Here is a 26,666-nt window from a genome sequence, read left to right as displayed (position 1 = left end):
TAGCGCAATGAATCTGCCGCTATAGATTTGTTCCAAGTTCACATGAATGGATGAAGCAAAGGCTATCCTTTCCTTTGTTTTCACGGAACAAATGAAGAGGCAGCCAATCTATAACAAGGCTGGTGCCTACTATGTTTGAACGATTCATAAATCAAAATGCGTGGACGCTTAAAACTGAAGAAGCAGAAACAAATGCGACTACGCCTTCTCATATTGCGATTATTATGGATGGAAATGGCCGTTGGGCCAAAAATAAAGGGTTGCCGCGAGTGGCTGGACACCGCGAAGGTATGAAAGTTATTCATAAAATAGCTGAACATGCTAAAGCGCATGGGGTAGGCTATGTAACACTTTATGCGTTTTCTACGGAAAACTGGAAGCGCCCTAAAGGCGAGGTTGACTTTTTGCTGCGACTGCCAGAACGTTTTTTAAATGTAGAACTGCCGAAGTTACATGAAAACAATGTTCAAGTAAGAATCATGGGAACGACGGAAGAACTCCCAAAACATACCATTCAAGCAGTGAGGAAAGCAGTGGAAAAAACGAGTCAAAATGATGGGTTGGTTTTAAATTTTGCTTTAAATTATGGAGGCCGTTTTGAAATCATTGAAGCGGTGCGGAAAATTTCAGCAAAGGTAGAGAAAGGCGAATTAACAACAGATCATATTAATGACTACTTGTTCAGCGAACATCTGATGAGTCATTCGCTTCCTGATCCCGATCTGTTGATTCGCACGAGCGGTGAAATCCGCTTAAGCAATTTCATGCTATGGCAACTAGCCTATAGTGAGTTTTATTTTGCAGACGTTTTATGGCCAGACTTTACAAAAGGACATTTAGATGAAGCAATTGAAGTGTATAAAAGTCGAAAACGAAGGTATGGCGGAGTCTAGGAGGAAAACATGAAACAGCGCATTATTACTGGGGTTCTTGGGGGCATTGTATTTTTAGGTGCTGTCATAGCCGGAGGCTGGATTTTTTCGTTGCTGATGGCTGCTCTTGTTATTGTAGGGATGAGTGAAGTAGTAAAAATGAAAAAGATTAAACCTCTGTCCGTTCCTGGTCTGATCGGTGTGAGTTTAGCTGTTCTTATCTTTATGCCCAGCGCTTGGCTGGACACGTATGTTAATGAACAGCTCCTGTATTTGGTCTTTGTTTGGGGCCTGTTAATTCTGACAGTAACTTCAAAAAACCGATTCACCTTTGATCATGCCGGCTTACTCGTGGTTGGAGCTTTATATGTTGGACTAGGGTTTCATTTTCTCTTGCTAGCCCGAATAGAGGCTGAAGCTGGAGCTTGGTTTGTTTTCCTAACGCTGATTACCATTTGGGCTACGGATTCAGGAGCCTATTTTATTGGTCGTAAATGGGGAAGACACAAACTCTGGCCAGCAATCAGCCCGAAAAAGACAATTGAGGGTTCTTTAGGTGGGGTGGCTTTTGCATTTGTGTTTGCAAGCCTCTTCCATTTGGCAGCACCTGTCTTTTCTTCGTTACTTGTCTTTGTCTTATTTGTTCTTGTTACGGCTTTAGCTGGGCAAATTGGAGATCTGGTCGAGTCCGCCTTAAAACGGCACTATGACATAAAGGATTCAGGCATGCTGTTACCTGGACATGGTGGTATTTTAGATCGTTTTGACAGTCTTCTATTTGTCATGCCGATATTATATGTCTTTGGCTTTTTTTAAGGTAGCTGGCAAAAGGGCTCAAGCTCTAGTCAGAGTCGAAAGTGGACAAGGTTTCAAAAACGTATGCAGTTAGATAAAACAAGCTGTTAGCAAACTACTATTAAGAGGGTCATTTAGAAATGAGGACGTCACGATGAAAAAAATTGCGCTGCTTGGGTCTACAGGGTCAATTGGAACGCAAACGCTGGATGTAGTTAGAAGCCACAATGAGCAATTTGAACTTGTAGCTATGTCTGTGGGGCGTAATGTGGCTCTAGCTGCTGAACAAATCAACGAGTTTCAGCCTGCCCTTGTTTCAGTAGCTGAGGAAGAAGATATCCCATTTATAAAAGAGCGAATTTCTGCTTCGATTGAAGTCATGTATGGCCAAAAAGGGATGGAAGCAGTGAGCACTCATCCTGAGGCTACCTTTGTAATGAATGCAGTGTTAGGAAGCATTGGCTTACAACCGACATTACGGGCCATAGAAAAAGGCAGAACGATTGGCATAGCCAACAAAGAAACATTGGTTACAGCAGGTCATTTGGTTATGGAAGCCGCAGATAAATACGGAGCTACACTATTGCCGGTGGATAGCGAACACTCTGCTATTTTTCAGTGTTTACAAGGGTGTAGCACAGACGATATTAAACGTTTAATACTTACAGCTTCAGGCGGTACCTTCCGTGATAAAGCCCGCGAACAGCTGCGTGGTGTTACTGTAGATGAAGCATTAAAGCATCCAAACTGGTCAATGGGAGCAAAGATTACTATTGATTCAGCCACCATGATGAACAAAGGGCTTGAAGTGATTGAAGCTCATTGGTTGTTTAATACCCCTTATCAAGACATTGATGTCGTTTTGCATCGTGAAAGCATTGTTCATTCTTTTGTTGAATTTAAAGATGGTAACACGATGGCAGAACTTGGACATCCTGATATGAGAGCGCCTATTCAGTTTGCATTGTCTTGGCCGAACAGGCTTGAATTCGAAGGGAAAAAGCAGTTAAACTTATGGGAAGTAGGTGCGCTGCACTTTGAAGAAATGAAACTGGAACGTTTCCGTTGTCTTTCATTTGCCTATGAAGCAGGACAGCTTGGAGGGACGTATCCAACTGTATTAAATGCAGCCAATGAAACAGCGGTCGCTGCCTTTTTAAAGAAACAAATTGAATTTTTGGAGATAGAGGATTATATTGAGGATATGTTAAATAGACATGTGAACATTCAATCTCCAACACTCGAACAAATCATAGAGGTTGATCAGACAACACGTGAACACGTAGCGTCTCAAATCAAATGAAGGTGGGAATAACGTGCAGACTTTGATAGCTGTCATCTTAATATTTGGCCTGTTGGTTGCTGTCCATGAATGGGGCCATTTGTTTTTTGCGAAGCGGGCAGGCATTTTGTGCCGGGAATTTGCAATTGGTTTTGGACCGAAAATGTTTTCGTTTGAACGGAATGAAACCGTCTATACGTTCCGCCTTCTTCCATTAGGTGGCTTTGTTCGCATGGCGGGGGAAGATCCGGAATCGGTAACCATTAAACCTGGCTATGAGGTTGGACTTACCTTTAATGACCAGAGACGTGTAAAAGAAATCATCGTCAACAATAAGTCCAAGCACCCGGAAGCAAAACTTGTATCGGTGGAACGAGTTGACCTGGAGCACCAATTAAAAATTGAAGCTTATTCTGATGACGAAGCAGAGCTTGAAACGTTTAAAGTTGATGAGAAAGCAAAACTAATCGTAGATGAGCAAGCGTCACAAATTGCTCCTTGGCACCGGCAGTTCGGGTCCAAAAATCCTGGCCAAAAGGCAGTCGCTATTTTTGCTGGGCCGGCGATGAACTTTATTTTGGCTTTTGTCTTATTTATGACCTTCGCTTTAATTGCTGGTGTCCCAGTTGATGATTCGGTGATGGGTGAAACGATTGAAGGCGGGCCTGCTGACGAAGCTGGTTTGAATGAAGGAGACGAAATTCAAGCGGTAAACGGAGAACCTGTGGACAGCTGGGAAGAAATGACACTTTTGATTCAGGAATACCCGGATGAAGATTTAACGTTTACTGTAGAACGCGAGAATGGCACGGAAGATGTTACCGTAGCTACGGACTCTAGATATAATGAGATGACCGAGCGGGATGAAGGCTTTATTGGGGTGAACAGGCCATCAGAAATGTCTCCGCTTCTTGCTGTTCAATACGGGGCTACCCAAGTATATGAAGTAAGTGTACTTATTTTTGATGTTCTCGGTATGATCGTGACTGGTTCCTTCTCTCTTGATTATTTAGCAGGACCGGTTGGGATTTACAATTATACAGGTGAAGTGGCAGACATGGGGCTTCTCATTTTATTTGAATGGGCAGCGATGCTCAGCGTAAATCTCGGTATCATTAACCTCTTGCCGCTTCCTGCTTTAGACGGAGGACGGCTGCTGTTTATTGGACTCGAAGCCGTGCGGGGGCGTCCGGTTGACCCGCAAAAAGAAGGACTTGTCCATTTTGTCGGCTTTGCCTTATTAATGTTGCTCGTTTTAGCCGTAACTTGGAATGACATTAATCGCTTATTTTTATGATGAAGAAAACTTGTTTACGTGAAGGGGAATAGACAATGAGACAACAATGGCTTTTTGCTCCTACATTGCGGGATGTACCAGCCGATGCTGACATTGCCAGTCACCAGCTCATGCTGCGTGCTGGCTTAATGCGGCAGACTGCGGCGGGAATCTATTCATATTTACCGCTTGGAGCCCGTGTTTTAGAAAAAATTGAAACAATTGTTCGGGAAGAAATGAACGCAAAAGAGGGCCAGGAATTACTCATGCCTGCCATTCAACCGGCTGAACTTTGGGAAGAGTCGGGGCGCCTTGAGGATTACGGTCCTGAGCTTGTTCGTCTCAATGACCGGCATGGACGGGATTTTGTTTTAGGCCCAACCCATGAAGAAGTTATTACAAGCCTTGTGCGCGACGGCGTTTCTTCATATAAGAAACTCCCGATGAATTTATATCAAATTCAAACAAAATACCGGGATGAACGACGGCCACGTTTTGGCGTTCTTCGTTCACGCGAGTTCATTATGAAAGATGCCTATTCGTTTGATGCTACAAAAGACGGGTTGGATGAAAATTATAATAAAATGTACGAAGCGTATTCGCATATTTTCTCACGCTGCGGTCTGGACTTTCGCGCTGTAGTAGCAGACTCAGGTGCTATTGGCGGGACAGATACGCATGAGTTTATGGTTCTTTCTGACATAGGGGAAGACACGATTGCGTATTCAGACAGTTCTTCTTATGCAGCTAATCTGGAGATTGCTGAATTGCCTGATTTATATGAAGCAGGCAGTACAGAAGGGCCGGCTGCAGAAAAAATACAAACGCCAAATATGAAAACGATCAGTGAAGTGAGTGAAGGGTTAAGCGTTACTCCTGATCAAATTATTAAATCAGTTTTATTCATAGTGGAAGGAAAGCCGGTTCTTGCTCTTTGCCGGGGAGACCACGATATAAATGACGTGAAAATCGGCAACCTTTTTAAGACTGTGCAAGTTGAAACAGCTACAGAAGAAGAAGTGCGTACTTATTTAGCTGCTTCGGCAGGCTATATTGGCCCGCTTGGAGTCAGCGAAGAAATCGAAGTAGTTGCTGACTACGCTGTGCGCGCAATGACGGATGCTGTCTGCGGGGCAAATGAAGACGAAACGCATTACAAACAAGTTCAGCCAAACCGTGACCTGCCTTCTGCTACCTTTGCGGACATCCGCTTTGTTCAAGAAGGCGACCCTTCTCCAGATGGAAAAGGCGTAATTCAGTTTGCAAAAGGAATTGAAGTCGGGCATGTCTTTAAGCTCGGGACAAAATATTCCGAAGCACTTGGCGCTCAGTTCTTAGATGAGAACGGAAAGGCTCAGCCGATTATTATGGGCTGTTACGGCATTGGCATCAGCCGCACGCTTGCCGCTGTCATCGAACAGCACCATGACGAAGATGGCATTATTTGGCCGAAATCGGTGGCTCCTTTTGATTTGCATTTGCTTACACTGAATCCAAAGAACGAGGAACAATTTGAGCTTGGCGAACAGCTGTATAAAGAATTAACGAGCCAAGGCTACGATGTTTTATTTGACGACCGCAAAGAAAGAGCTGGCGTTAAGTTTAAAGATGCTGACTTGTATGGACTTCCGCTTCGGATTGCTTGCGGAAAGCGGGCAAATGAAAATATAGTTGAAGTAAAAGTGAGACGAACCGGGGAAGTAGAAGAGGTTGACGTAAGCGAGCTGCCACAATATCTTGAAAAACTTTATCAAACTTGTATGTAACAAGCCGCGGGTACCTCATCTAGTGACGAGGTACCTTCCCTTTTCCTGGAGTTCTCTCCTATTTCACTGAACGAACTTATAAGAGAAGGATTCCTTTTACATTTTGTTTACATGATACTTTTTAAGCTCAGGAAGTCGAAGCGTGTGAGCGTTGAGGAGGGAAAAGATGAGCGAAACAGCCATTCGCAAAGAACGGTTTGCATTACTTTTAGAGCAGGCCGGGATTCCAGAAGATGTCAAAGAGAACCACTTTTCAGACGGCCAAATTGAAAAATTAACGATAGATAAAGAGAAAAAAAGCTGGCATTTTATCTTTCGACTTGAGCATCTACTCCCGGCTGCCATGTATGAATTGTTAAAAGCTCGATTGGATGAGGCATTTTCGTCGATTGTAAATCAAGTGAATATTAGCATTCGCTATAACGGCAAAGGGCTTGGGCCTGAAGAGATTGAATCGTATTGGCCTTTTATAACTGCCCGTTTACAAGGACTCGCTCCTTATGCTAAACAGCGGCTCAATGGATCAATTCCAGCAATAGAGGGCGGCCAGCTTCTTATTCAATGCAAAAATGAAGCAGAGAGTGAGGCCCTCTTACGAAAAGTGAAAGACCCTTTAGCAGAAGTTTTGCAGGACTTAGGCTTTCAAGCAATGAAAATCGATACAACGGTAGTCGATGTAAGTGAAGAAGAACATCAGCATTTTGAAGAACGTAAAAAAGCAGAAGATCAAACCAAAGTATTAGAAAGCTTAATGGAGAAAGAAAAACAAGAACAGCAAGCTGACAAGAAAGTGAAAGAGCAGCCACTCTCAATTGGTTATCCAATCAAAGAAGAACCAGTAACACTTGATACCATTGTAGAAGAAGAACGCAGGGTGACGGTGCAAGGATATGTGTTTGAAGCAGAAACAAGAGAGCTGCGCAGCGGTAGAACGCTACTTACATTTAAAATCACGGACTACAAAGATTCCATTCTTGTAAAAATGTTCTCACGCGACAAAGAAGATGTGCCGAATTTTGAAGCCATTAAAGCAGGGATGTGGCTCAAAGTACGCGGCGGTGTTCAAAATGACACCTTTGTTCGCGACCTTGTTATGATTGCCAATGATGTGCACGAAATTCAGGTGGCTACCCGGACGGAACCTCATGAAGAGTCTGACACGCGGGTGGAATTGCATCTGCACTCTACGATGAGCCAGATGGACGGTATGGCTAGTATTGATAAATATGTGAAACAAGCAAAGGAATGGGGCCATCCAGCGGTTGCAATCACTGACCATGCTGTAGCCCAGGCTTTTCCTGAAGCATATAATGCAGCAAAAAAGCATGATATAAAAATGCTTTACGGGCTTGAAGCAAATCTTGTCGATGATGGGGTGCCGGTTGCTTATAATGAAGCCGACCGAGATCTTGCCGAGGAAACGTATGTCGTTTTTGACGTGGAAACGACCGGTCTTTCTGCCGTATATGACACGATCATCGAGCTTGCAGCTGTAAAAGTGCGGGATGGTGAAATTATCGACCGATTCGAGTCGTTTGCTAACCCGCACGAAAAGTTGTCGAGCACAATCATTGATTTAACAGGCATTACTGATGATATGGTGAAAGATGCTCCTGAAGTGGAGCAAGTGCTTGCTGATTTTAAAGCTTTTACAGAAGGTTCCATTTTGGTTGCGCATAACGCAAGCTTTGATATGGGCTTTTTAAATGCAGGTTATAAACATGCGAACTTGTCTGTTGCAGAAGAACCGGTAATTGACACCCTTGAGTTGGGACGTCTTCTCTATCCTAAAATGAAAAATCACCGCTTAAACACGTTATGTAAAGCATTTGATATCGAGTTAGTCAGCCACCACCGGGCTATTTATGATGCTGAAGCTACTGGCTACTTGCTTTGGAAAATGGTTAAAGATGCGATTGAAGCAGGAATGACAAAACATGCCTCATTGAATGATCAAATGGGCTCTGGTGACTTTTATAAAGTGCGCCCTACGCATTGTACCGTGATCGCTACCTCACAACAGGGGTTAAAAAACTTATATACATTAATTTCACGCTCTCATCTTCATTATTTTTACCGAACACCGCGGATCCCCCGGTCTGAATTACAAAAATACCGAGAAGGCTTACTTATAGGTTCCGGCTGCGATAAAGGCGAAGTGTTTGAGACGATGATGCAAAAATCCTATCAAGAGGCGAAAGAAGTAGCGGCTTTTTATGATTACATTGAAATTCAGCCCCCTTCTATCCTTGCACCACTAATTGAAAAAGAACTTGTTCGAAGTGAAGAAGCATTAAAAGAAATCATTTCTAATTTGGTAAAGATGGGCGAAGAGCTGGACAAGCCAGTTGCAGCGACAGGCAATGTCCACTACGTAGACCCGGAAGACCACGTGTACCGCAAAATTTTGATCGCTTCTCAAGGCGGAGCCAACCCATTAAATAAGCAGACTCAGCCGCCTGTACACTATCGTACGACAGCTGAAATGCTTGAAGAGTTCCGCTTTTTAGGAGAGGAAAAGGCAAAAGAAGTAGTAGTCCAATCGACGCGGGACATTGCAGAGCAAGTGGAGGAAATTCAGCCCATTCCGGATGACTTGTACACCCCCACAATTGAAGGGGCAGACCAGGAAGTCCGTGAGATGAGTTATAATCGTGCGAAAAGCATTTATGGCGACCCTCTGCCAGAGTTGGTTGAAAAAAGGCTGGAACGAGAACTAGAAAGTATAATTGGTCACGGCTTTGCCGTCATTTATCTCATTTCACACAAACTCGTGAAGAAATCATTAGATGATGGTTATCTCGTTGGTTCGCGTGGTTCAGTCGGTTCGTCCTTTGTGGCGACGATGACAGAAATCACAGAAGTTAATCCGCTTCCCCCTCACTACGTTTGCCCGTCTTGCCATCATTCAGAGTTTTTTAATGATGGAACGGTCGGTTCTGGTTTCGATTTGGAGGATAAAGCGTGTGTGAAGTGTGGCACTACCTATATTGCCGATGGGCATGATATTCCGTTTGAAACGTTTCTCGGCTTTAAAGGTGATAAAGTACCTGATATCGATTTGAATTTTTCTGGCGCTTACCAGCCGGTTGCTCACCATTATACGAAAGATTTATTCGGAGAAGAAAACGTCTACCGAGCTGGTACTATAGGCACTGTAGCAGAGAAGACAGCTTATGGTTTTGTACGCGGATTTCAAAGTGATCATGACTTATATTATCGCGGGGCAGAAATTGACCGGCTCGTGTCTGGCTGCACGGGGGTGAAGCGAACTACCGGACAGCATCCGGGCGGTATTATTGTTGTACCGGAAGAGTATGACATCCATGATTTTTGTCCAGTGCAGTATCCAGCGGATGATAAGACGTCAGAATGGAAAACAACACATTTTGATTTTCATTCCATTCACGATAATTTATTGAAGCTGGATATTTTGGGGCACGATGATCCAACTGTCATTCGTATGCTTCAAGACCTAAGTGGAATGGACCCCAAAAAGATTCCAATTGATGATCCAGAAGTGATGAAAATCTTCAGCGGTCCAGAAGTGCTTGGGGTTACTGCAGAACAAATCATGTGCAAAACGGGTACTTACGGCATCCCCGAGTTTGGGACCCGCTTTGTTCGGCAGATGCTAGAAGAAACAAAGCCAACCACTTTTTCGGAATTGGTTCAGATCTCTGGTCTTTCCCATGGTGCTGACGTTTGGGTCGGCAATGCAGAAGAGTTGATCCGCAATGGCACTTGTGAGTTGAAAGATGTTATCGGCTGTCGTGATGACATCATGGTATATTTAATTTACAAAGGTGTAGAACACTCACTGGCCTTTAAAATTATGGAGTTCGTTCGTAAAGGACGCGGACTCGATGAGAGCTGGATTGAAGAAATGAAAAATAATGGTGTGCCAGATTGGTATATTGATTCGTGCTTAAAGATTAAATATATGTTCCCGAAAGCACACGCGGCCGCATATGTCTTGATGGCGGTTCGAATTGCTTACTTTAAAGTTCATCATCCTATTATGTTTTATGCTTCATATTTTACGGTACGAGCGGATGACTTTGAGCTTGACACGATGATTAAAGGCCCAACCTCGATTAGGCAGAGAATTGAAGATATTCAAGCAAAAGGATTTGATGCAAGCCCGAAAGAGAAAAGCCTTGTCACAGTGTTGGAGCTTGCACTTGAAATGACAGAAAGAAACTACTCGTTTACTAAAGTGGATTTATACCGTTCAAAAGCAGAAGAATTTGTTGTCGATGGTGAGCAGCTGATCCCTCCATTTAATGCCCTGGACGGGGTAGGGACAAATGCAGCGATCAATATTGTGAAGGCACGAGAGGACGGGGAGTTTCTGTCAAAGGAAGATCTGCAGCAAAGAAGCCGCGCGACCAAGACGGTTATTGAACACCTTGACCTCCACGGCTGCCTTGATGGACTGCCCGATTCAAATCAACTCTCTCTCTTCTAAGCGCGGTTGCAAACAACGAAGCTCTGTGATAAATTTAATAATGGTTAAATAAAGAAATGTGTGGAGAAGAGTGGGGATTCCCCACTCTTTCGTTTGTACATTGTGTCTTTATAAAACGTATGGAAAGAAATGACGTTAGTAATCGATATTGTTGATAATGTCTTCTTTGGGCAGGCTATAGCCAACGCTAGCTGACAGTTAAGGAGTGTATAGGCTCTGGTCAAGAAAAGACATCAACTAAACGTGTTTTATCCATTAAAAAAGGAAATGTGATGAGTGAAGCAGAAAAAGAAATGGCTTTGGGTGATTTGCCATAACAGCCTGAAAGGAGGGAACACATGAGTCAGCAAATTATTGAATTGACAGAGCGGCTTGCTAAGCCAATTGCTGCTGAACTCGGGTTTGAAGTTGTTGATGTAGAATATAAACAAGAAGGAAAGAATTGGTTCCTCCGCGTATTCATTGATAGTGATGACGGAGTAGATATTGATGATTGCAGCAAAATTAGCGAACGCTTAAGCGAACAATTAGATGAACTAGACCCTGTTAAAACAGCTTATTATTTGGAAGTGTCTTCCCCTGGGGCGGAACGGCCGCTTAAAGGCAAAGAGGCAATAACCCGGGCTGTGGGAAAAAATGTTCACGTGAAGACCAAACACCCTGTAGAAGGCGAAAATGTACTCGAAGGAAAGCTTTCTGATTTCGACGGAGAGGTGCTAACCTTGGAAGTAAAAGAAAAGCAGAAAAAGCGAGAGCTCACTGTAGAGTATGACAATGTCGCGCATGCACGTTTGGCGATCATATTTTAAGTCTGGTTAATTAACTGATGAAAGGGGGAATGTTCATCCATGAACAACGATTTTATGGATGCATTGACATCACTGGAAACGGATAAAGGAATTGACAAAGAACTTGTCTTAGAAGCAATTGAATCGGCGCTTATTTCTGCTTATAAGCGTAATTTTAATCAAGCACACAATGTTCGGGTTGACATTAATCGTGACAACGGACTTATCCGTGTGTTTGCCCAAAAGCAAGTCGTAGAGGAAGTTTTTGACCCACGTATGGAAATCTCGCTGGAAGCGGCGCATGAAATCAGCCCGGCATATTCGCTTGATGACGTGGTAGAAATTGAAGTCACGCCGAAAGATTTTGGCAGAATTGCCGCCCAAACCGCAAAGCAAGTTGTGACACAACGGGTAAGAGAAGCAGAACGCGGTATTATATACGCAGACTTTATAGACCGGGAAGAAGACATTATGACAGGAATTGTTCAACGGCAGGACCATCGCTTTATTTATGTGGACCTTGGCAAAGTAGAAGCCTTGCTCCCGCAAAGTGAACAAATGCCTTCGGAAACGTATAAGCATAATGATCGTTTAAAGGCCTATATCACCAAAGTTGAAAAAACAACAAAAGGGCCGCAGATCATGATTTCCAGGACGCATCCGGGTTTATTAAAACGTTTGTTTGAACTAGAAGTACCAGAGATATATGACGGGACAGTAGAAATTCGTTCGGTTGCTCGTGAAGCCGGAGACCGTTCTAAAATATCTGTCCATGCTGAAGACCCTGAGATCGATCCAGTCGGTTCCTGTGTTGGTCCTAAAGGACAACGTGTGCAAACGATAGTGGATGAATTAAAAGGGGAAAAGATTGATATTGTTCATTACTCTGAAGACCCGATAGATTATGTGGGTAATGCGTTAAGCCCTTCAAAAGTTCTTGACGTGCAAGTGGATGTAGCTGAACGCAGCACGCTAGTAGTCGTGCCGGACTATCAGCTTTCACTTGCCATCGGTAAAAGAGGGCAAAACGCACGTCTTGCTGCAAAGCTTACCGGCTGGAAAATTGATATCAAAAGTCAATCAGAGGCAGAGGAACTAGGTATCTATGATCCCGAAACGGCAAACGTACCAGGTGAACCTCATGACCTTGAAATGTTTACTGAAGAACTAGAGAGCCCAGATGCAGAGGAAGTTGAGGAAGACCTGGAGGAAGATACATGGCCTGACGATGAGGAAGTCGAAATGGATGAAGAACCGACTGACTCTTCAAACGAAACACCATAAGGACTGAGTGAGAATGAAAAAGAAAAAAATCCCACTTCGTAAATGTATCGTAACCAATGAAATGAAACAGAAATCAGAATTGATTCGTGTCGTACGTTCACCCGAAGGGGATATCTTTCTTGATCCTACTGGCAAGAAGAATGGGCGCGGTGCCTATCTTTCAAATAATGAAGAGGTATTTTTAGCTGCTCAAAAGAAAGATTTGCTCTCCAGGCACTTAAAAGTGAACGTCACTGAAGAGGATTACTTGCGTCTCATGAAAGAACGTGAGGAGCTCATAACGAAATGAAACAAATACTAGACTTTTTAGGATTGGCCATGCGTGCTGGCAAGGTGATAAGTGGAGAGGACCTTGTCGTTCAAGCGCTCAGAAATGAAGAGCTGCATCTCGTTTTAGTAAGTACAGATGGCTCAGGTAATATCAAAAAAAAGGCAATTGATAAAAGTCGTACGTACCACACACCTTGCTTTGAATTTGCTACGCGTGAAGAATTAGGACAAGCGATTGGCAAAGAAACACGGGTGATTATAGGTATAACGGATAAAGGTTTTGCTAAAAAGTTAATAGCGATGCTGGAAGAATAGAGGTTGGAGGTTTTGCTTATGCGCAAAATGCGAGTGCACGAATATGCAAAGACAGTAAATAAATCAAGTAAAGAGATTCTAGGTCAGTTAAAAGACTTAGGCGAAGAAGTTTCAAATCACATGGCGATGATAGAAGAGGGAGTAATTGCTAAGCTTGACCAAAAAAATAAGCAGCAAGAAACCTCTACTAAAAGCGAGCACTCTTCGAATGAACAAGGGAAAAAGACAGCTCAAAATGTGAATTCAGCTCCTAAGAATGATAAAAAAGGCGGCCAAACACAACAAAAAAATCAACAGCGCCCACAGCAAAAGCAAAAAGGTGCCTTTAAAAATAATCCAAAACAGCGCAAAGGCGGCCGCGGTGGTAAAGGAAGAAAGGCTGAAAGGCATGCGAAGCCCCTTCCAGATAAAATCACCTTTTCTGACAGTTTGAGTGTTGCTGAATTGGCTGAAAAGCTCGGCAAAGAGTCGGCCGAGATCATTAAAAAGCTCATGGGCTTAGGTGTTATGGCGACTAAAAATGAAGAATTAGATAAAGATACGATTGAATTGATCGTTGCTGAATATGGGGTAGAAGCTGAAGAAGAAATCGAAATTGATACGCTTGATATTGACCTGTACGTAGAAGAGGATGATCCGGAAACGTTGGAAGAACGCCCGCCAATTGTTACGATCATGGGCCACGTCGACCATGGTAAAACCACGCTTTTGGATGCGATTCGCCATACCAAAGTAACTGCTGAAGAAGCAGGTGGAATCACACAGCATATCGGCGCTTATCAAGTGGAAGAGAACGATAAAAAAGTTACGTTCTTAGATACACCGGGACACGCAGCATTTACAACCATGCGGGCAAGAGGTGCCCAAGTCACGGATATAACCATCCTTGTAGTAGCTGCAGATGATGGTGTTATGCCGCAGACGGAAGAAGCAATCAACCACGCTAAAGCAGCGGAAGTACCTATTATTGTAGCTGTCAATAAAATGGACCGCGAAGGAGCTAACCCCGACCGTGTCATGCAAGAGCTTACTGAGCATGGACTCGTACCTGAAGCGTGGGGTGGCGACACCATTTTCGTAAATGTTTCAGCCATTAAGAGCGAAGGTATTGACGAATTACTTGAAATGATTCTGCTTGTATCTGAAGTTGAAGAGTTGAAGGCCAACCCGGACAAACGGGCACGAGGGTCTGTGGTAGAAGCAGAGCTTGACCGCGGCAAAGGTCCTGTAGCTACATTGCTCGTGCAATCGGGTACTATGAAAATAGGAGATCCAGTGGTTGTTGGCGATACGTTTGGTCGGATTCGTGCGATGGTGAATGACCTCGGCCAGCGTGTAGAGACAGCAGCACCTTCTACTCCTGTTGAAATCACAGGTCTTAGTGATGTGCCAAAAGCAGGGGATCAATTCGTCGTCTTTGAAGATGAAAAGAAAGCTCGCCAAATTGGAGAAGCTCGCTCAGTACGTGCTCGTGAAGCCGAAAGAAAACAAACATCAACAGTTTCGCTTGATGATCTGTTTGAACAAATTCAGCAAGGGGAAATGAAAGAATTAAATTTAATCGTTAAAGCTGATGTTCAAGGCTCAGTTGAAGCGGTTAAAGGTTCGTTGGAAAAAATTAATGTTGAAGGCGTGAATATCAATATTATTCACACAGGTGTCGGCGGCATTGCTGAATCTGACATTATCCTTGCGGCAGCTTCGAATGCTATCGTAATTGGCTTCAATGTGCGTCCAGATATTAACGCCAAACGTACAGCCGAAGCAGAAAAAGTGGACATTCGTCTTCATCGCGTCATTTATACAGCGATCGAAGAAATTGAAGCTGCAATGAAAGGGATGCTTGACCCAGTCTATCAAGAAAAAGTAATTGGTCAGGTAGAAGTGCGCCAGCTTATTAAAGTTTCTCGAATTGGCACCATCGCCGGGAGCTATGTAATGGAGGGGAAAGTAACGAGAGATTCAAATGTGCGCTTAATCCGTGATGGCGTTGTCGTCCATGAAGGCGAAGTCAATGCTTTGAAACGATTCAAAGATGACGTTCGTGAAGTGGCCTCCGGCTATGAGTGCGGGGTCACCATTAAAGATTACAATGATATTCGCGAAGGAGATATCATTGAAGCTTATATCATGGAGGAAGTTAAACCGACATGATCGGTGTTGTCCATGTAGAGTGTTATATTTATGAATCCGGCTCGCTTAAAGAGAAGCGAGCCGTTCTTCAAAGCATGCGTCATCGCTTGATGAACCGGCTGAATGTAGCAGTAGCTGAAGTGGACCATCAAAATGTATGGCAGCGTACAGCACTTACAATTGTTAGTGTTAACTCAAATCGGGCACCCTTAGAAAAGGAACTTGATCGAGCACTTGAGATCATTGATTCCTTTGTTGAAGCAGAGCGCACACTGACGGAATTTGAATGGCTGTAGTTTAGAAAGGAGAGCTGCGCTATGAGTAATGTTCGAGCAGAGCGCGTAGGTGAACAAATGAAAAAAGAATTGGCTGATATTTTTCAACGCCAAATTAAAGACCCGCGTGTCCAGTTTGTAACAGTTACTGATGTTGAGGTGACAGGAGATCTTCAACAGGCAAAAGTATTTATCACTGTCCTTGGCGAAGATCAAACCCAAGAAGAAACGTTAACCGCTCTGCGTAAAGCGAAAGGATTTATTCGCTCAGAGATAGGGAAACGAATTCAGCTCCGGAAAACACCGGAACTGCAATTTGAGTTTGATCCTTCGATTGATTATGGCAATCGCATCGAAAAATTAATCCAGGACCTGCATAAAGAGGAATAAGCGGACGGGAGACCGTTCGCTTTTTTACACCGTAAGAACGTTTAAATAGGTGAAGGAAACGGTATAAGCGCTACTAAGGCTCAGCCTACGCCGTAGCCTTGGCTTTACTTAGTTTTCTTTAAAGCGATAAAGCACGGTTTAGCATGTGATTAGCAAGAATACCACCGGTTTAATTAAATACATATACCTATCCAAAAGCAGGTGAGAGCAAATGAAGCCTCTTGGGGTTTTACCATTATATAAACCAAAAGGAATGACTTCCCATGACTGTGTCATGAAAGCTCGGCGCTGGTTTAAAACAAAACAAGTCGGGCATACAGGGACCCTTGACCCTGATGTAACTGGGGTGCTGCCGTTATGTATTGGACGTGCTACTAAGGTGGCCAATATGATCAGCGGCCTTGAAAAAAAATATTCAGCGACAGTGACGATTGGCACAGCCACCACTACAGAAGATGCAAGCGGGGAAATCGTGCAAGAGGAAAAAGTAGATAAAACGTTAAATCATGATCAAGTCGATTCGGCGTTGGTCGCATTTCAAGGTACCATTACTCAGGTCCCCCCTTATTATTCGGCGGTTAAAGTAAAAGGGAAACGATTATACGAATATGCGAGAGAAGGCCTGGAGGTGGAACGGCCAGAGCGTGAGGTCACTATTTTTACTTGTGAAAGAACGTCTGAGCTTTCCTTTGCGGATAACGGCACCGCAAGCTTTGATATCGATATTCATTGTAGCAAAGGCACTTACGTCCGCACTGTGGCTGTCGATATTGGAGCGAAGCTCGGATATCCGGCCCATATGTCTGCCCTCGTTCGCACAGCTGCAGGACCATTTACCACTTCTGATTGTATATCTTATGATAAAATGGAAGAGTTACAACGAGCAGAGGAAGCATATACGCATCTTTTTACCATCCAAGAAGCTCTGCCGGATATAGCTCACGTTGAGGTGGACCAAGGCACTGCACAAAAAATTATGCATGGAGCTGTGCTCGAGCGCTTTGCAGGTTTAGAAAGCAGCCCGGTACTCTTTCTTTATAAAGGGCAGCCGCTAGCTTTGTATATGGAAGATGTTAAACGAATGAACGCGCTAAAACCACAAGCTATGCTTGCGCTCGAACTCCCCTCATAACTAGACTTAAATGAAGTAGGTGGCACGTGATGATTACAGAGTATATCTATCACCCACATCGGTGGCATAGAGAAGAACGATCTCCTGCAGTGTTTGCGCTCGGTTATTTTGATGGTGTTCACCTTGGGCATCAAGAAGTTATTAGAACCGCAAAGCAAAAAGCAGAGGAACGTAATGTAGAATGTGTGGTAATGACTTTCCATCCCCACCCAAAAGCTGTACTGTCAGCGGATGTGAATGAAGAAGATATGCGTTACATTACCCCCTTGCCTGAAAAAGAAAAAACCATCGAAGCGCTCGGCTGCGATCGGCTCTTAATTGTCTCATTTGACGCTACGTTTTCTAAACTCATTCCTCAGGCCTTCGTGGATCATTATTTAATTGATCTTGGAGCTGTACATGTAGTGGCTGGGTTTGATTATACATACGGTCAGCTTGGAAAAGGCACAATGGAGACCCTGCCCTTTCATGCGCGGGGCTGTTTTGAACAGACGACAGTAAGCCCTTATGTGTTAGAAAGTGAAAAAGTCAGCTCTACAAAAATTCGTGAATTAATTCAAGCAGGGGACATGCAGGAGGTGAACGTCTGGCTAGGCCGTGAATTTTCCATTGTTGGAAAAGTTGTAACGGGTGAGAGGCGTGGGCGGACGATCGGTTTTCCCACAGCAAATGTTCAGTGTGAGGAGCCATTTATGCTGCCGGCAACAGGTGTTTATACGGTATCTTTCATCGTAGAGGGAGAGACCATTCACGGGGTAGCTAACGTAGGGTATAAGCCAACATTTCATACAATCAGTGAGGATGATCCTACTGTTGAAGTTCATCTGCTGGATTTTGAGGGAGATTTGTACGGGAAAAAAGCAACGGTTGTTTGGCATGAGCGGCTAAGAGGAGAAGTTAAATTCTCTTCGATTGACGAATTGAAAGAGCAAATTGGAAAAGATAGAGCAGCAGCACGTTCCTATTTTTCTAGCTAGGATAGGTATGGTTAGCTTAAAAAGGTGCTAAAATACAAAGAGGGTGCTTTGTCTTACATGAAGGAAACACTTTTGTAATTTGCCAAAAGCTCCTTCACCTTTACTATTGCATTCTAGCTCGAAAAAAGGTATTCTATGAACTGTATGACATTCAGCCTTTTCTTGGCCAATTCGTTCCTCCGACGATCGGCTAGGGAGTAGGCGGTAATAATTTAAGGAGGTGTTTGGGTATGGCACTTACCCAAGAACGCAAACAGGAAATCGTCGAGCAGTACAAAACGCATGAAAATGATACGGGGTCTCCAGAAGTACAAGTTGCAATCCTTACTGAGCAAATCAAGGATCTAAACGAGCATCTTCGTACGCACAAAAAAGACCATCATTCACGCCGCGGTCTGCTAAAAATGGTAGGTCGTCGTCGTAATTTGCTAACGTATCTTCGTAATAAAGATATCACGCGTTATCGCGATCTTATTCGAAGCCTTGGGCTGCGTCGATAACCACAAAAAGCGGGAGATTTCCCGCTTTTTTGTTACAGTTAGATCATGTTAAATCTTGTTAAAAAATGAATGGATCAGGAACAATCAATAATGCTGCTATGCAGCAGATGGAACGTTTTTCTTATGAGAGAATGCACGGATGGACATGCTTTAAAAGGGTATACCTATACTAAAAACCCTTATTAATATCATCGTTTCTCTAGTATAAGCCTTTCAAGGGGCGGCAGCTTCATCATGACTGGCTAAAATCGAAAGGCTTTCCATGTTGAAGCGATTGATGAGATACAGGAGGAATATGAATTGAATTCAGAAAATACACCGCAAATCTTCACCCTAGAGTGGGCAGGGCGTGAAGTAACGGTTGAAGTCGGCCAGCTTGCCAAACAGGCAAATGGAGCGGTTTTAATTCGTTATGGAGATTCTGCCGTTTTAACTACAGCTACTGCATCAAAAGAACCAAAAGACCTGCCTTTTTTCCCGTTAACTGTCAATTATGAAGAACGGCTCTATGCAGCTGGTAAAATCCCTGGTGGATTTATTAAGCGGGAAGGACGCCCGAGTGAAAAGGCTACTCTTACGAGTCGTTTAATCGACCGGCCGATCCGTCCACTATTTCCAGATGGATTCCGAAATGATTTGCAAGTGATCAGCACCGTGATGAGCGTAGATCAGGATTGTTCTACGGAAATGGCAGCAATGCTGGGATCCTCACTTGCTCTTGCTGTGTCTGACATTCCATTTGGCGGACCGATTGCTGGTGTGCAAATCGGCAGAGTCAAAGGGGAATTTATTACGAACCCAACAAATGAACAAATGGAAAAAAGCGATCTTGACTTGATTGTTGCCGGTACAAAAGACGCGATTAACATGGTAGAAGCCGGTGCTTTGGAAGTGCCTGAAGAAACCATGCTGCAGGCTATCATGTACGGGCACGAAGAGATTAAGCGCCTTGTCGCTTTTCAAGAGAAAATCGTGGCAGAAGTTGGCAAAGAAAAGATGGAAGTCGAATTAAAACTGCCTGATCAAGACTTGGTGTCGAAGGTCAAAGAAAAAACAGGAAACCGCCTGCACGAAGCGGTCCTTGTTAAAGAAAAGCATGCGCGTGATGAAGCAACTGAAGCAGTAAAAGCTGAAGTTCTTGAGCATTTTGATGAAGAACAGCAAGGCGAAGTTGGAGAGATTCTTGGAGACCTGGTGAAAGAAGAGTTTCGCCGTTCCATTACCAAAGAAGGTATTCGTCCTGATGGCCGACAGCCGGAGGAAATTCGGGATTTAGCTTCTCAGGTAAAATTACTACCACGGACACATGGGTCAGGACTCTTCACGCGCGGCCAAACGCAGGCACTCAGCGTTTGTACGTTAGGAGCCCTTGGTGATGTGCAAATTTTAGATGGACTCGACCTTGAAGAATCGAAACGTTTCATGCACCACTACAACTTCCCTTCCTTTAGTGTAGGGGAAACAGGGCCAATTCGAGGACCGGGCCGGCGCGAAATCGGTCACGGAGCATTAGGGGAGCGTGCTTTAGAAGCAGTGATTCCTGACGAAAAAGCTTTTCCATACACGATTCGCCTCGTTTCTGAAGTGTTGGAATCAAATGGGTCCACCTCTCAGGCGAGTATCTGTGCCAGCACATTGGCGATGATGGACGCTGGTGTCCCAATTAAAGCACCAGTAGCTGGTATCGCAATGGGGCTCGTTAAAGAAAATGATGATGTTGCTGTGTTGACCGATATTCAGGGAATGGAAGATGCTTTAGGGGATATGGACTTTAAAGTAGCTGGTACTAAAGAAGGTGTAACAGCGCTGCAAATGGATATTAAGATTGAAGGGATTAACCGCGAGATTCTGGAGCATGCCCTGGAAAAAGCTCACCACGCCCGCTTAAAAGTGCTTAATAATATGCTCGAAGCAATCAGCGAGTCCCGGACAGAGCTTTCGGAATACGCACCTAAGATTCTTACCATGCATATTAAAGCGGAAAAAATTCGTGATGTCATTGGTCCAAGTGGAAAGACCATTAATCAAATTATTGATGATAATGGCGTGAAAGTGGATATTGAACAGGACGGCACGGTTTATATTTCTTCTGCTGACCAACAAGCCAACCTGCAAGCGAAAAAGACGATCGAAGATATTGTCCGTGAAGTAGAAGTTGGCGAACGTTACACAGGGAAAGTCAAACGAATTGAGAAATTCGGAGCATTTGTAGAACTCTTTAAAGGAAAAGATGGACTTGTTCATATATCTCAATTGGCGCAAGAGCGTGTCGAAAAAGTTGAAGATGTTGTGAAAATCGGCGACGAAATCGAGGTCAAAGTGACAGAAATCGATAATCAGGGCCGCGTCAATCTTTCCCGCAAAGCGATACTAAATGAAGAGAAAAATAAAGAACAAACCGAAGCACCGTCGAAAGGATAATCATTTCAATCAATAAGAAAAGGCTTGGCCTTGAGCCAAGTTCTTTTTACACTTTTAGAAGAAAGTTTAGGTCTAGCTGGAGGGCAGCAGGCCAAGCTTCCTGCTTGTAAAAGGATTCATCCATCCCCTCTCTCCCTTATTAAAGCAGTTCTTTCTCTGCTTTTTCCTACATACGATTGAGCGGGGAGGGGTTTGGATGTTTAAGTTTTTTATCATGGGAGCAAGTATGTGTGTTCTTATATACCTTGTTTTTTTCTCATTCGATTTTTCGATCAGTGAGCAACAAGAGCAGGTAGAAGTAGTTTCTTCAGCTACATTTGATTCATTGCAGCTTACGTACGAAATCGAAAAAGCTGCTGAAGCAATAAATGAACCTGCTGAAAATGCAGAAGATGATAGTGTGTGGCGGGCAACGCCCGGCTATTCCGGGATTGAAGTTGATATAGAAGCCTCCTATGAAAATATGAAAGAAGCAGGTACATTTGATAAAAATAAACTTGTTCTCCGGGAAACGTCACCTTCAGTTCACCTGGAAGATTTGCCTGCGGCCCCGTTGTATAGAGGGCATCCAAATAAAAACGCTACTGCTTTTTTAATAAATGTTGCCTGGGGAGAAGAGTATATTCCTGATATGCTGCAGACTCTTCAAGACAACAATGTTAAGGCAACTTTCTTTCTTGATGGTTCATGGGTGAGAAAGCATCCGTCATTAGCTAGAATGATTAAAGAAGAGGGCCATGAAATAGGCAACCATGCATATTCACATCCAGATATGGCGCAATTGCCGGCTCAAAAAGTTGTACAAGAACTCGAACAGACCCAGCGGATTATCGAGGCAACAACAAATACGACCCCTACTTGGTTCGCTCCTCCTTCAGGAAGCTACCGCGATGAGGTCGTTGAGCTTGCAGATGAACGAGGAATGCGGACGGTTATGTGGACTGTTGACACAATTGATTGGCAAAAACCGAGCCCTGAACAGTTAACTAATCGTGTGTTAAGCAAGCTGCATCCAGGAGCCACTGTTTTAATGCATCCTACTGAAGCTACTTCTCGTTCGTTAGAGCGGCTCATCGAGGGAGCTCATGATGAAGGATTGCATGTAGGGACGCTATCTCAGCTCACCTCAGAAAAACGGCTTCCCGCAAAAAGATAAACAGGGTAAAGGAGGCGTTCAGTTGATAGAACGAGACCAACTACCAAATGGATTACGTATAGTCACAGAACATATGCCGCATGTCAGATCGGTTTCGATCGGGATTTGGATTGGAACAGGTTCACGTTATGAGAACGCTGCTGAAAATGGGATCTCTCATTTTTTAGAGCACATGTTATTCAAAGGGACAGAAAACCGGACAGCGGCCGAGATTGCTGAAGCATTCGATCAGATTGGCGGTCATGTGAATGCATTTACATCAAAAGAATACACATGTTTTTATGCAAAAGTATTAGATGAGCATGCTAGTCGGGCGATTGACATTTTAGCGGACATGTTCTTTTCATCAACTTTTCAAGAAGAGGAAGTAGAAAGAGAAAAAAGTGTCGTTTTAGAAGAGATTAAAATGGTTGATGATACGCCGGATGATATTGTCCATGATTATTTAGGTGAAGCTTCATACCATAACCATCCAATCGGAAGGCCGATTCTTGGCACTGAAGATACGCTAGAACAGTTTGACCGTAACACCTTGCAGGAATATATGGACAAACATTATTCAGCGGAAAATGTAGTCATTTCCCTTGCTGGCAATGTGACAGAGTCGATTCGTGAAGAAACAAAGGCACGCTTTGCTGAAGTGCCAGCCAAAAAAGAACAGCGAGCATTGACACCCCCTCGTTTTTATCAAGATAAACGAACCTATCAAAAACGAACGGAACAGGCCCATCTTTGTCTTGGCTTCCCAGGCCTTGAAATCGGCAGTGACCGCATGTACACGATGATTTTACTTAATAATTACATAGGTGGGAGCATGAGCAGCAAGCTGTTTCAGGAAATTCGCGAAAAACGCGGTTTGGCTTATGCTGTCTTTTCGTATCATTCGGCCTTTCAGGACACAGGCATGTTTACAATTTATGCAGGCACGGCAGAAGATCAATTAGATGAATTGTTTGAAGCAACGATTTCTACTCTTACTGAAGTAAAACAGCAAGGGATAACGTCGAAAGACTTGGAAAATGGCAAAGAACAGCTAAAAGGAAATATCATGTTAAGTTTGGAAAGTACGAACAGTCGCATGAGCCGAAATGGAAAAAATGAATTAATGCTTGGCCATCACCGAAGCCTAGACGATGTATTAGCTTTAATTCAAGAGGTGAGTGTAGCTGATTTATCAGAAGTAGCTAAGGCTACATTTTCCAACGATTACAGTCTCTCATTAATTAGTAAAGAGGGACAGTTGCCGACATCGATTTAAACTAAAAGGACCTGTTCCCTGAGGGGGGCAGGTCCTTTTAGTTTCTCTGCTGGTTCCTGTGCGGCATATGTTTGTTACGCTCGAGCTTAAAGGCATAAACCAATTGAGGCAGTGAGATGTCACGCCTAACGTGTAAGCGGTAAAAGTGTTTTAATTTTATGAAAGTATATATGAATCGAGTCATAGAATAATCGTGAGCAGGCTAACTGACCAGCACGTTTAAACGTACAAGTAGCTCTTGCTGCTCGTTAGCTAAGGAGAAAGACAGCAGGAAAACCGAAAGGAGGTCAACATGCGATTAAGTGAGATTGGGTCGAAGGAAATAGTTGATTTTACCGAAGGAGGAAGGCTTGGGGTGCCGGGTAAAGTAGATGCCTGGTTTGACCCAAGCAGCGGATACATTCATTCTTTTTTATTTCCGACAGCGAGGAAACATATGTTTCAAAAAGACACCTCTCATATAGAGATTACGTGGAACGAATTGAAAACGATGGGAGAAGACATGATTATCATTGAAAAACAATAAGACGTTTATAAGCGCCGCCTTAATTTATAAAGGCGGCGCTTATTAGGTAGATGCGCACACACTAGGAATCCTCCCTACATAAGGTACAGTAAATGATTCCTATATAGAAAGGAAGCGGGGACTAATGAGAAGCATTGCGATTATAGGAGGGGATGCCAGACAAATTGAAATGATGCGGACCTTTGCTGATGAAAACATCCGCACCTATGCTTTAGGTTTTGATCATGTTCAGCTGCATCATGGGTTGAAAGCCACGTTCCAAGAGGTGCCGTGGCAGCAAATAGAGGCACTTTTGTTCCCTGTTTCAGGGATCAAAGAACAAGATACAGTAGAGGCTGTATTTTCGTCACAACCCCTTGTTATCGATCGGGAACAATTGCAAAAAACGTCCTCTGCTTGTAAGTGGTATACGGGAATAAAAGGCACAGGAGGCAAAGCACTTGAAAAGGGCATGAAACGAAAGCTGCATCCTTTATTAGAACGAGATGATGTGGCGATTTTAAATGGCATTCCGACAGCGGAGGGAATCGTCTATTTGCTAATTAAACATACCGATATCACTATTCACGGTGCGGACATTGTCGTACTAGGAGCGGGCAGGGTAGGCCTTACTGTTGCCAATACGTTGCAAGCTATGGGGGCGCATGTCACTTCAATCTCGAATGATCCATATGAACGGGCACGGTTGAAAACGATGCAAATTAAAAATGGTCCATTAGAAAAGTTACCGGACATGATGCCGTCAGCTGATATGGTCGTTAACACGATTCCAGCTCTTGTTTTAACAAAAAGTTTATTGCGAGAAGCCAAACCTCAATTGTTTATTTTAGATGTAGCTTCTGGAGAAGGAGGCACTGACTTTGAGTACGCCAAAGAAAGAGGGTTAAAAGCAATGCTCGCCCCAGGGCTACCAGGTTGGCTGGCGCCAAAGCGGGCAGGGCAAATGTTAGCTGAAACAGTTTTATTTGATTTGAATCAATTATAGAAAGGGGCAAGGTTGGATATGACTGTCTCGGGGAAAAAAATAGGTTTTGGCGTAACGGGCTCTCATTGTACATTGGAAGAAGTACTTCCAGTGATGAAAGAATTAAAAGAAGCGGGCAATACAGTTTATCCATTTTTAACACCTACCGTATTAAAAACCGATACGAAATTCGGTGCCAGTGAGAAATGGAAGCAAGCAGTTATTGAAGCGACAGACAAAGAACCTATTACAACAATTGTCGATGCGGAACCCTTTGGACCTAAAACACCGCTTGATGTAATGGTTATCGCACCGCTCACTGGCAATTCCTTAGCTAAAATGGCAAACGCCCTTACAGATTCAGCCGTTTTAATGGCAGCAAAAGCTACTCTTAGGAATCAGGGGCCAGTCGTTTTGGCCATTTCCACAAATGATGCGCTGGGACTTAACGGTTCAAATTTAATGAAACTTATGCAAGCAAAAAATATTTATTTTGTACCATTTGGGCAGGACCATCCTGAAAAAAAGCCAAACTCATTGGTAGCTGAAATGAAAGAAATACCGGCTACAATTAATAAAGCTCTAGATGGTCAGCAAATTCAGCCTGTTCTCGTGCAAAAAGTAATAGATTAGAGAAAAACCACTGTTGTCAAATCTTCCAACATCTTATATGTTAATAAAAGATGCAAAAAGTAACAGGCATTCTTTTAGAAACACTAAGCTGACATATAAGAAAGGGAGTATTTCAACATGGCAACTGAAAATGGATTTAACGTAGCGGTCGTCGGTGCAACTGGGGCTGTTGGTGAACAGATGCTTAAAACGCTAGAAGAGAAGGACTTTCCAATTGATTCGCTTAAGCTACTTTCTTCAAAACGTTCAGCCGGCAAAAAACTGACGTTTAAAGGAGAAGAAGTCGTCGTTGAAGAAGCAACTCCAGAGAGCTTTGAAAATGTCCAGCTCGCTCTTTTTTCAGCAGGTGGAAGTGTATCAAAGAAATTAGCTCCCGAAGCTGTAAAACGTGGAGCGCTTGTCGTGGATAACACGAGTGCATTTCGCATGGATGAAGAAGTGCCTCTTATCGTGCCGGAAGTAAATGAAGAAGCTCTGCACGAGCATAAAGGAATTATTGCAAACCCTAATTGTTCTACAATCCAGATGGTAGTTGCTCTTCAGCCGCTGCGTGAAAGATACGGACTGAAAAAAGTGATCGTTTCCACGTACCAGGCTGTGTCAGGAGCTGGCTTAGAAGCGGTGGACGAAATGAGGCAGCAGTCGCGCGACATTTTGGACGGCAAGCCGGCAAATCCTGAAGTGCTGCCAGTCGGAAGTGACAAAAAGCATTATCAAATTGCTTACAACGCTGTGCCGCAAATCGACGTCTTTCAAGAAAACGGCTATACTTTTGAAGAAATGAAAATGATTAATGAAACGAAGAAAATTTTAGAAGATTCTTCATTAGCCGTTGCAGCTACTTGTGTGCGCCTTCCTGTAGAAACAGGCCATTCCGAGTCTGTATATGTGGAAACTGAAAAGAAAGCAGCAAGCCTTGAAGAATTCAAAAAAACCATGGCTGATGGAGAAGGAATTACTTTACAAGATGATCCAAGTGAACAACTGTATCCAATGGCGGTAGATAGTGTTGGCTTGCCTGATGTTTTTGTCGGCCGCATTCGTGAAGACCTTGACCAAGAAAACGGTTATCACCTTTGGGTTGTATCAGATAATCTAGTAAAAGGAGCAGCATACAATTCCGTGCAGATTGCAGAAAGCTTGGTCAAGCTCGGCATTCTTAAATAAGGTGAAGAGGTGACT

General features: G+C 43.6%; 23 protein-coding genes. All 23 read left to right on the top strand.

What is annotated here, in order from left to right; translation table 11 throughout:
* Positions 1–131 precede the first annotated feature (131 nt).
* The 23 genes from D469_RS0106240 (at position 132) to D469_RS0106130 (ending at position 26,651) form a co-directional block, all read left to right on the top strand.
* Entirely contained in the window at positions 132–893 is a 762-nt protein-coding gene (locus tag D469_RS0106240) for an isoprenyl transferase (RefSeq protein ID WP_018922522.1), read from the top strand.
* A gap of 9 nt (positions 894–902) precedes the next feature.
* Entirely contained in the window at positions 903–1,688 is a 786-nt protein-coding gene (locus D469_RS0106235; protein WP_018922521.1) for a phosphatidate cytidylyltransferase, read from the top strand.
* A gap of 133 nt (positions 1,689–1,821) precedes the next feature.
* The gene (gene dxr, locus D469_RS0106230; protein WP_018922520.1) at positions 1,822–2,970 is read left to right on the top strand and encodes a 1-deoxy-D-xylulose-5-phosphate reductoisomerase; all 1,149 of its coding nucleotides are present in this window, start codon (positions 1,822–1,824) and stop codon (positions 2,968–2,970) included.
* A gap of 13 nt (positions 2,971–2,983) precedes the next feature.
* A complete protein-coding gene (gene rseP, locus D469_RS0106225) occupies positions 2,984–4,246 on the top strand; it encodes an RIP metalloprotease RseP (RefSeq protein WP_018922519.1) in 1,263 nt (420 codons plus the stop codon).
* 35 nt (positions 4,247–4,281) lie between these two features.
* On the top strand, positions 4,282–5,991 hold the full coding sequence (locus D469_RS0106220; RefSeq protein ID WP_018922518.1) for a proline--tRNA ligase: 1,710 nt from the start codon (positions 4,282–4,284) through the stop codon (positions 5,989–5,991).
* Between the two features lie 166 nt (positions 5,992–6,157).
* Positions 6,158–10,462 carry a PolC-type DNA polymerase III gene (locus D469_RS0106215; protein WP_018922517.1) on the top strand — a complete coding sequence of 1,435 codons (4,305 nt, stop codon included), beginning with the start codon at positions 6,158–6,160 and terminating at the stop codon, positions 10,460–10,462.
* Positions 10,463–10,800: 338 nt separating this feature from the next.
* The gene (gene rimP, locus D469_RS0106210; RefSeq protein WP_018922516.1) at positions 10,801–11,271 is read left to right on the top strand and encodes a ribosome maturation factor RimP; all 471 of its coding nucleotides are present in this window, start codon (positions 10,801–10,803) and stop codon (positions 11,269–11,271) included.
* Positions 11,272–11,310: 39 nt separating this feature from the next.
* On the top strand, positions 11,311–12,534 hold the full coding sequence (gene nusA / locus D469_RS0106205; protein ID WP_018922515.1) for a transcription termination factor NusA: 1,224 nt from the start codon (positions 11,311–11,313) through the stop codon (positions 12,532–12,534).
* A gap of 13 nt (positions 12,535–12,547) precedes the next feature.
* Positions 12,548–12,823, top strand: coding sequence for an RNase P modulator RnpM (rnpM, locus tag D469_RS0106200; RefSeq protein WP_018922514.1), 276 nt, complete (start codon positions 12,548–12,550; stop codon positions 12,821–12,823).
* Positions 12,820–13,119, top strand: coding sequence for a L7Ae/L30e/S12e/Gadd45 family ribosomal protein (locus D469_RS0106195; RefSeq protein WP_018922513.1), 300 nt, complete (start codon positions 12,820–12,822; stop codon positions 13,117–13,119). The genes rnpM and D469_RS0106195 overlap by 4 nt, the downstream gene beginning before the upstream one ends.
* 18 nt (positions 13,120–13,137) lie before the next feature.
* Positions 13,138–15,273, top strand: a complete 2,136-nt coding sequence (gene infB, locus D469_RS0106190) for a translation initiation factor IF-2 (RefSeq protein ID WP_018922512.1) — start codon at positions 13,138–13,140, stop codon at positions 15,271–15,273.
* Entirely contained in the window at positions 15,270–15,548 is a 279-nt protein-coding gene (locus D469_RS0106185; protein WP_018922511.1) for a DUF503 domain-containing protein, read from the top strand. Before infB ends, D469_RS0106185 begins: the two co-directional genes overlap by 4 nt.
* A gap of 21 nt (positions 15,549–15,569) precedes the next feature.
* The gene (gene rbfA, locus D469_RS0106180; protein ID WP_018922510.1) at positions 15,570–15,917 is read left to right on the top strand and encodes a 30S ribosome-binding factor RbfA; all 348 of its coding nucleotides are present in this window, start codon (positions 15,570–15,572) and stop codon (positions 15,915–15,917) included.
* A gap of 211 nt (positions 15,918–16,128) precedes the next feature.
* The gene (gene truB, locus D469_RS0106175) at positions 16,129–17,049 is read left to right on the top strand and encodes a tRNA pseudouridine(55) synthase TruB (RefSeq protein ID WP_018922509.1); all 921 of its coding nucleotides are present in this window, start codon (positions 16,129–16,131) and stop codon (positions 17,047–17,049) included.
* A 29-nt stretch (positions 17,050–17,078) separates the two neighbouring features.
* Positions 17,079–18,026 carry a bifunctional riboflavin kinase/FAD synthetase gene (locus D469_RS0106170; RefSeq protein ID WP_018922508.1) on the top strand — a complete coding sequence of 316 codons (948 nt, stop codon included), beginning with the start codon at positions 17,079–17,081 and terminating at the stop codon, positions 18,024–18,026.
* A 230-nt stretch (positions 18,027–18,256) separates the two neighbouring features.
* On the top strand, positions 18,257–18,526 hold the full coding sequence (rpsO, locus tag D469_RS0106165; RefSeq protein ID WP_018922507.1) for a 30S ribosomal protein S15: 270 nt from the start codon (positions 18,257–18,259) through the stop codon (positions 18,524–18,526).
* 300 nt (positions 18,527–18,826) lie between these two features.
* Positions 18,827–20,947 (top strand): polyribonucleotide nucleotidyltransferase, encoded by a 2,121-nt coding sequence (locus D469_RS0106160; RefSeq protein ID WP_018922506.1) that lies wholly within the window; start codon positions 18,827–18,829, stop codon positions 20,945–20,947.
* 196 nt (positions 20,948–21,143) lie between these two features.
* Positions 21,144–22,103, top strand: a complete 960-nt coding sequence (locus D469_RS0106155) for a polysaccharide deacetylase family protein (RefSeq protein ID WP_018922505.1) — start codon at positions 21,144–21,146, stop codon at positions 22,101–22,103.
* Positions 22,104–22,125: 22 nt separating this feature from the next.
* On the top strand, positions 22,126–23,361 hold the full coding sequence (locus tag D469_RS0106150; RefSeq protein WP_018922504.1) for a M16 family metallopeptidase: 1,236 nt from the start codon (positions 22,126–22,128) through the stop codon (positions 23,359–23,361).
* Between the two features lie 292 nt (positions 23,362–23,653).
* A complete protein-coding gene (locus tag D469_RS0106145) occupies positions 23,654–23,887 on the top strand; it encodes a YlmC/YmxH family sporulation protein (protein ID WP_018922503.1) in 234 nt (77 codons plus the stop codon).
* Positions 23,888–24,011: 124 nt separating this feature from the next.
* Positions 24,012–24,872, top strand: a complete 861-nt coding sequence (gene dpsA, locus D469_RS0106140) for a dipicolinate synthase subunit DpsA (protein WP_018922502.1) — start codon at positions 24,012–24,014, stop codon at positions 24,870–24,872.
* Between the two features lie 18 nt (positions 24,873–24,890).
* The gene (locus D469_RS0106135) at positions 24,891–25,484 is read left to right on the top strand and encodes a dipicolinate synthase subunit B (protein WP_018922501.1); all 594 of its coding nucleotides are present in this window, start codon (positions 24,891–24,893) and stop codon (positions 25,482–25,484) included.
* A 117-nt stretch (positions 25,485–25,601) separates the two neighbouring features.
* A complete protein-coding gene (locus tag D469_RS0106130; protein WP_018922500.1) occupies positions 25,602–26,651 on the top strand; it encodes an aspartate-semialdehyde dehydrogenase in 1,050 nt (349 codons plus the stop codon).
* Positions 26,652–26,666 lie beyond the last annotated feature (15 nt).

The organism is Salsuginibacillus kocurii DSM 18087 (assembly GCF_000377705.1).
GTDB lineage: Bacteria > Bacillota > Bacilli > Bacillales > Marinococcaceae > Salsuginibacillus > Salsuginibacillus kocurii.
The sequence above is the reverse complement of the archived record's forward strand: the minus strand, read 5'-3'. Positions and strand labels throughout refer to the sequence as shown.

Excerpts from the sequence above, each read along its gene's own strand:
- D469_RS0106240 (WP_018922522.1), top strand. The coding sequence starts at position 132 with ATGTTTGAACGATTCATAAATCAAAATGCGTGGACGCTTAAAACTGAA.
- D469_RS0106235 (WP_018922521.1), top strand. The coding sequence starts at position 903 with ATGAAACAGCGCATTATTACTGGGGTTCTTGGGGGCATTGTATTTTTA.
- dxr (WP_018922520.1), top strand. The coding sequence starts at position 1,822 with ATGAAAAAAATTGCGCTGCTTGGGTCTACAGGGTCAATTGGAACGCAA.
- D469_RS0106220 (WP_018922518.1), top strand. The coding sequence starts at position 4,282 with ATGAGACAACAATGGCTTTTTGCTCCTACATTGCGGGATGTACCAGCC.
- D469_RS0106215 (WP_018922517.1), top strand. The coding sequence starts at position 6,158 with ATGAGCGAAACAGCCATTCGCAAAGAACGGTTTGCATTACTTTTAGAG.
- rimP (WP_018922516.1), top strand. The coding sequence starts at position 10,801 with ATGAGTCAGCAAATTATTGAATTGACAGAGCGGCTTGCTAAGCCAATT.
- nusA (WP_018922515.1), top strand. The coding sequence starts at position 11,311 with ATGAACAACGATTTTATGGATGCATTGACATCACTGGAAACGGATAAA.
- rnpM (WP_018922514.1), top strand. The coding sequence starts at position 12,548 with ATGAAAAAGAAAAAAATCCCACTTCGTAAATGTATCGTAACCAATGAA.
- D469_RS0106195 (WP_018922513.1), top strand. The coding sequence starts at position 12,820 with ATGAAACAAATACTAGACTTTTTAGGATTGGCCATGCGTGCTGGCAAG.
- infB (WP_018922512.1), top strand. The coding sequence starts at position 13,138 with ATGCGCAAAATGCGAGTGCACGAATATGCAAAGACAGTAAATAAATCA.
- D469_RS0106185 (WP_018922511.1), top strand. The coding sequence starts at position 15,270 with ATGATCGGTGTTGTCCATGTAGAGTGTTATATTTATGAATCCGGCTCG.
- rbfA (WP_018922510.1), top strand. The coding sequence starts at position 15,570 with ATGAGTAATGTTCGAGCAGAGCGCGTAGGTGAACAAATGAAAAAAGAA.
- truB (WP_018922509.1), top strand. The coding sequence starts at position 16,129 with ATGAAGCCTCTTGGGGTTTTACCATTATATAAACCAAAAGGAATGACT.
- D469_RS0106170 (WP_018922508.1), top strand. The coding sequence starts at position 17,079 with ATGATTACAGAGTATATCTATCACCCACATCGGTGGCATAGAGAAGAA.
- rpsO (WP_018922507.1), top strand. The coding sequence starts at position 18,257 with ATGGCACTTACCCAAGAACGCAAACAGGAAATCGTCGAGCAGTACAAA.
- D469_RS0106155 (WP_018922505.1), top strand. The coding sequence starts at position 21,144 with ATGTTTAAGTTTTTTATCATGGGAGCAAGTATGTGTGTTCTTATATAC.
- D469_RS0106145 (WP_018922503.1), top strand. The coding sequence starts at position 23,654 with ATGCGATTAAGTGAGATTGGGTCGAAGGAAATAGTTGATTTTACCGAA.
- dpsA (WP_018922502.1), top strand. The coding sequence starts at position 24,012 with ATGAGAAGCATTGCGATTATAGGAGGGGATGCCAGACAAATTGAAATG.
- D469_RS0106135 (WP_018922501.1), top strand. The coding sequence starts at position 24,891 with ATGACTGTCTCGGGGAAAAAAATAGGTTTTGGCGTAACGGGCTCTCAT.
- D469_RS0106130 (WP_018922500.1), top strand. The coding sequence starts at position 25,602 with ATGGCAACTGAAAATGGATTTAACGTAGCGGTCGTCGGTGCAACTGGG.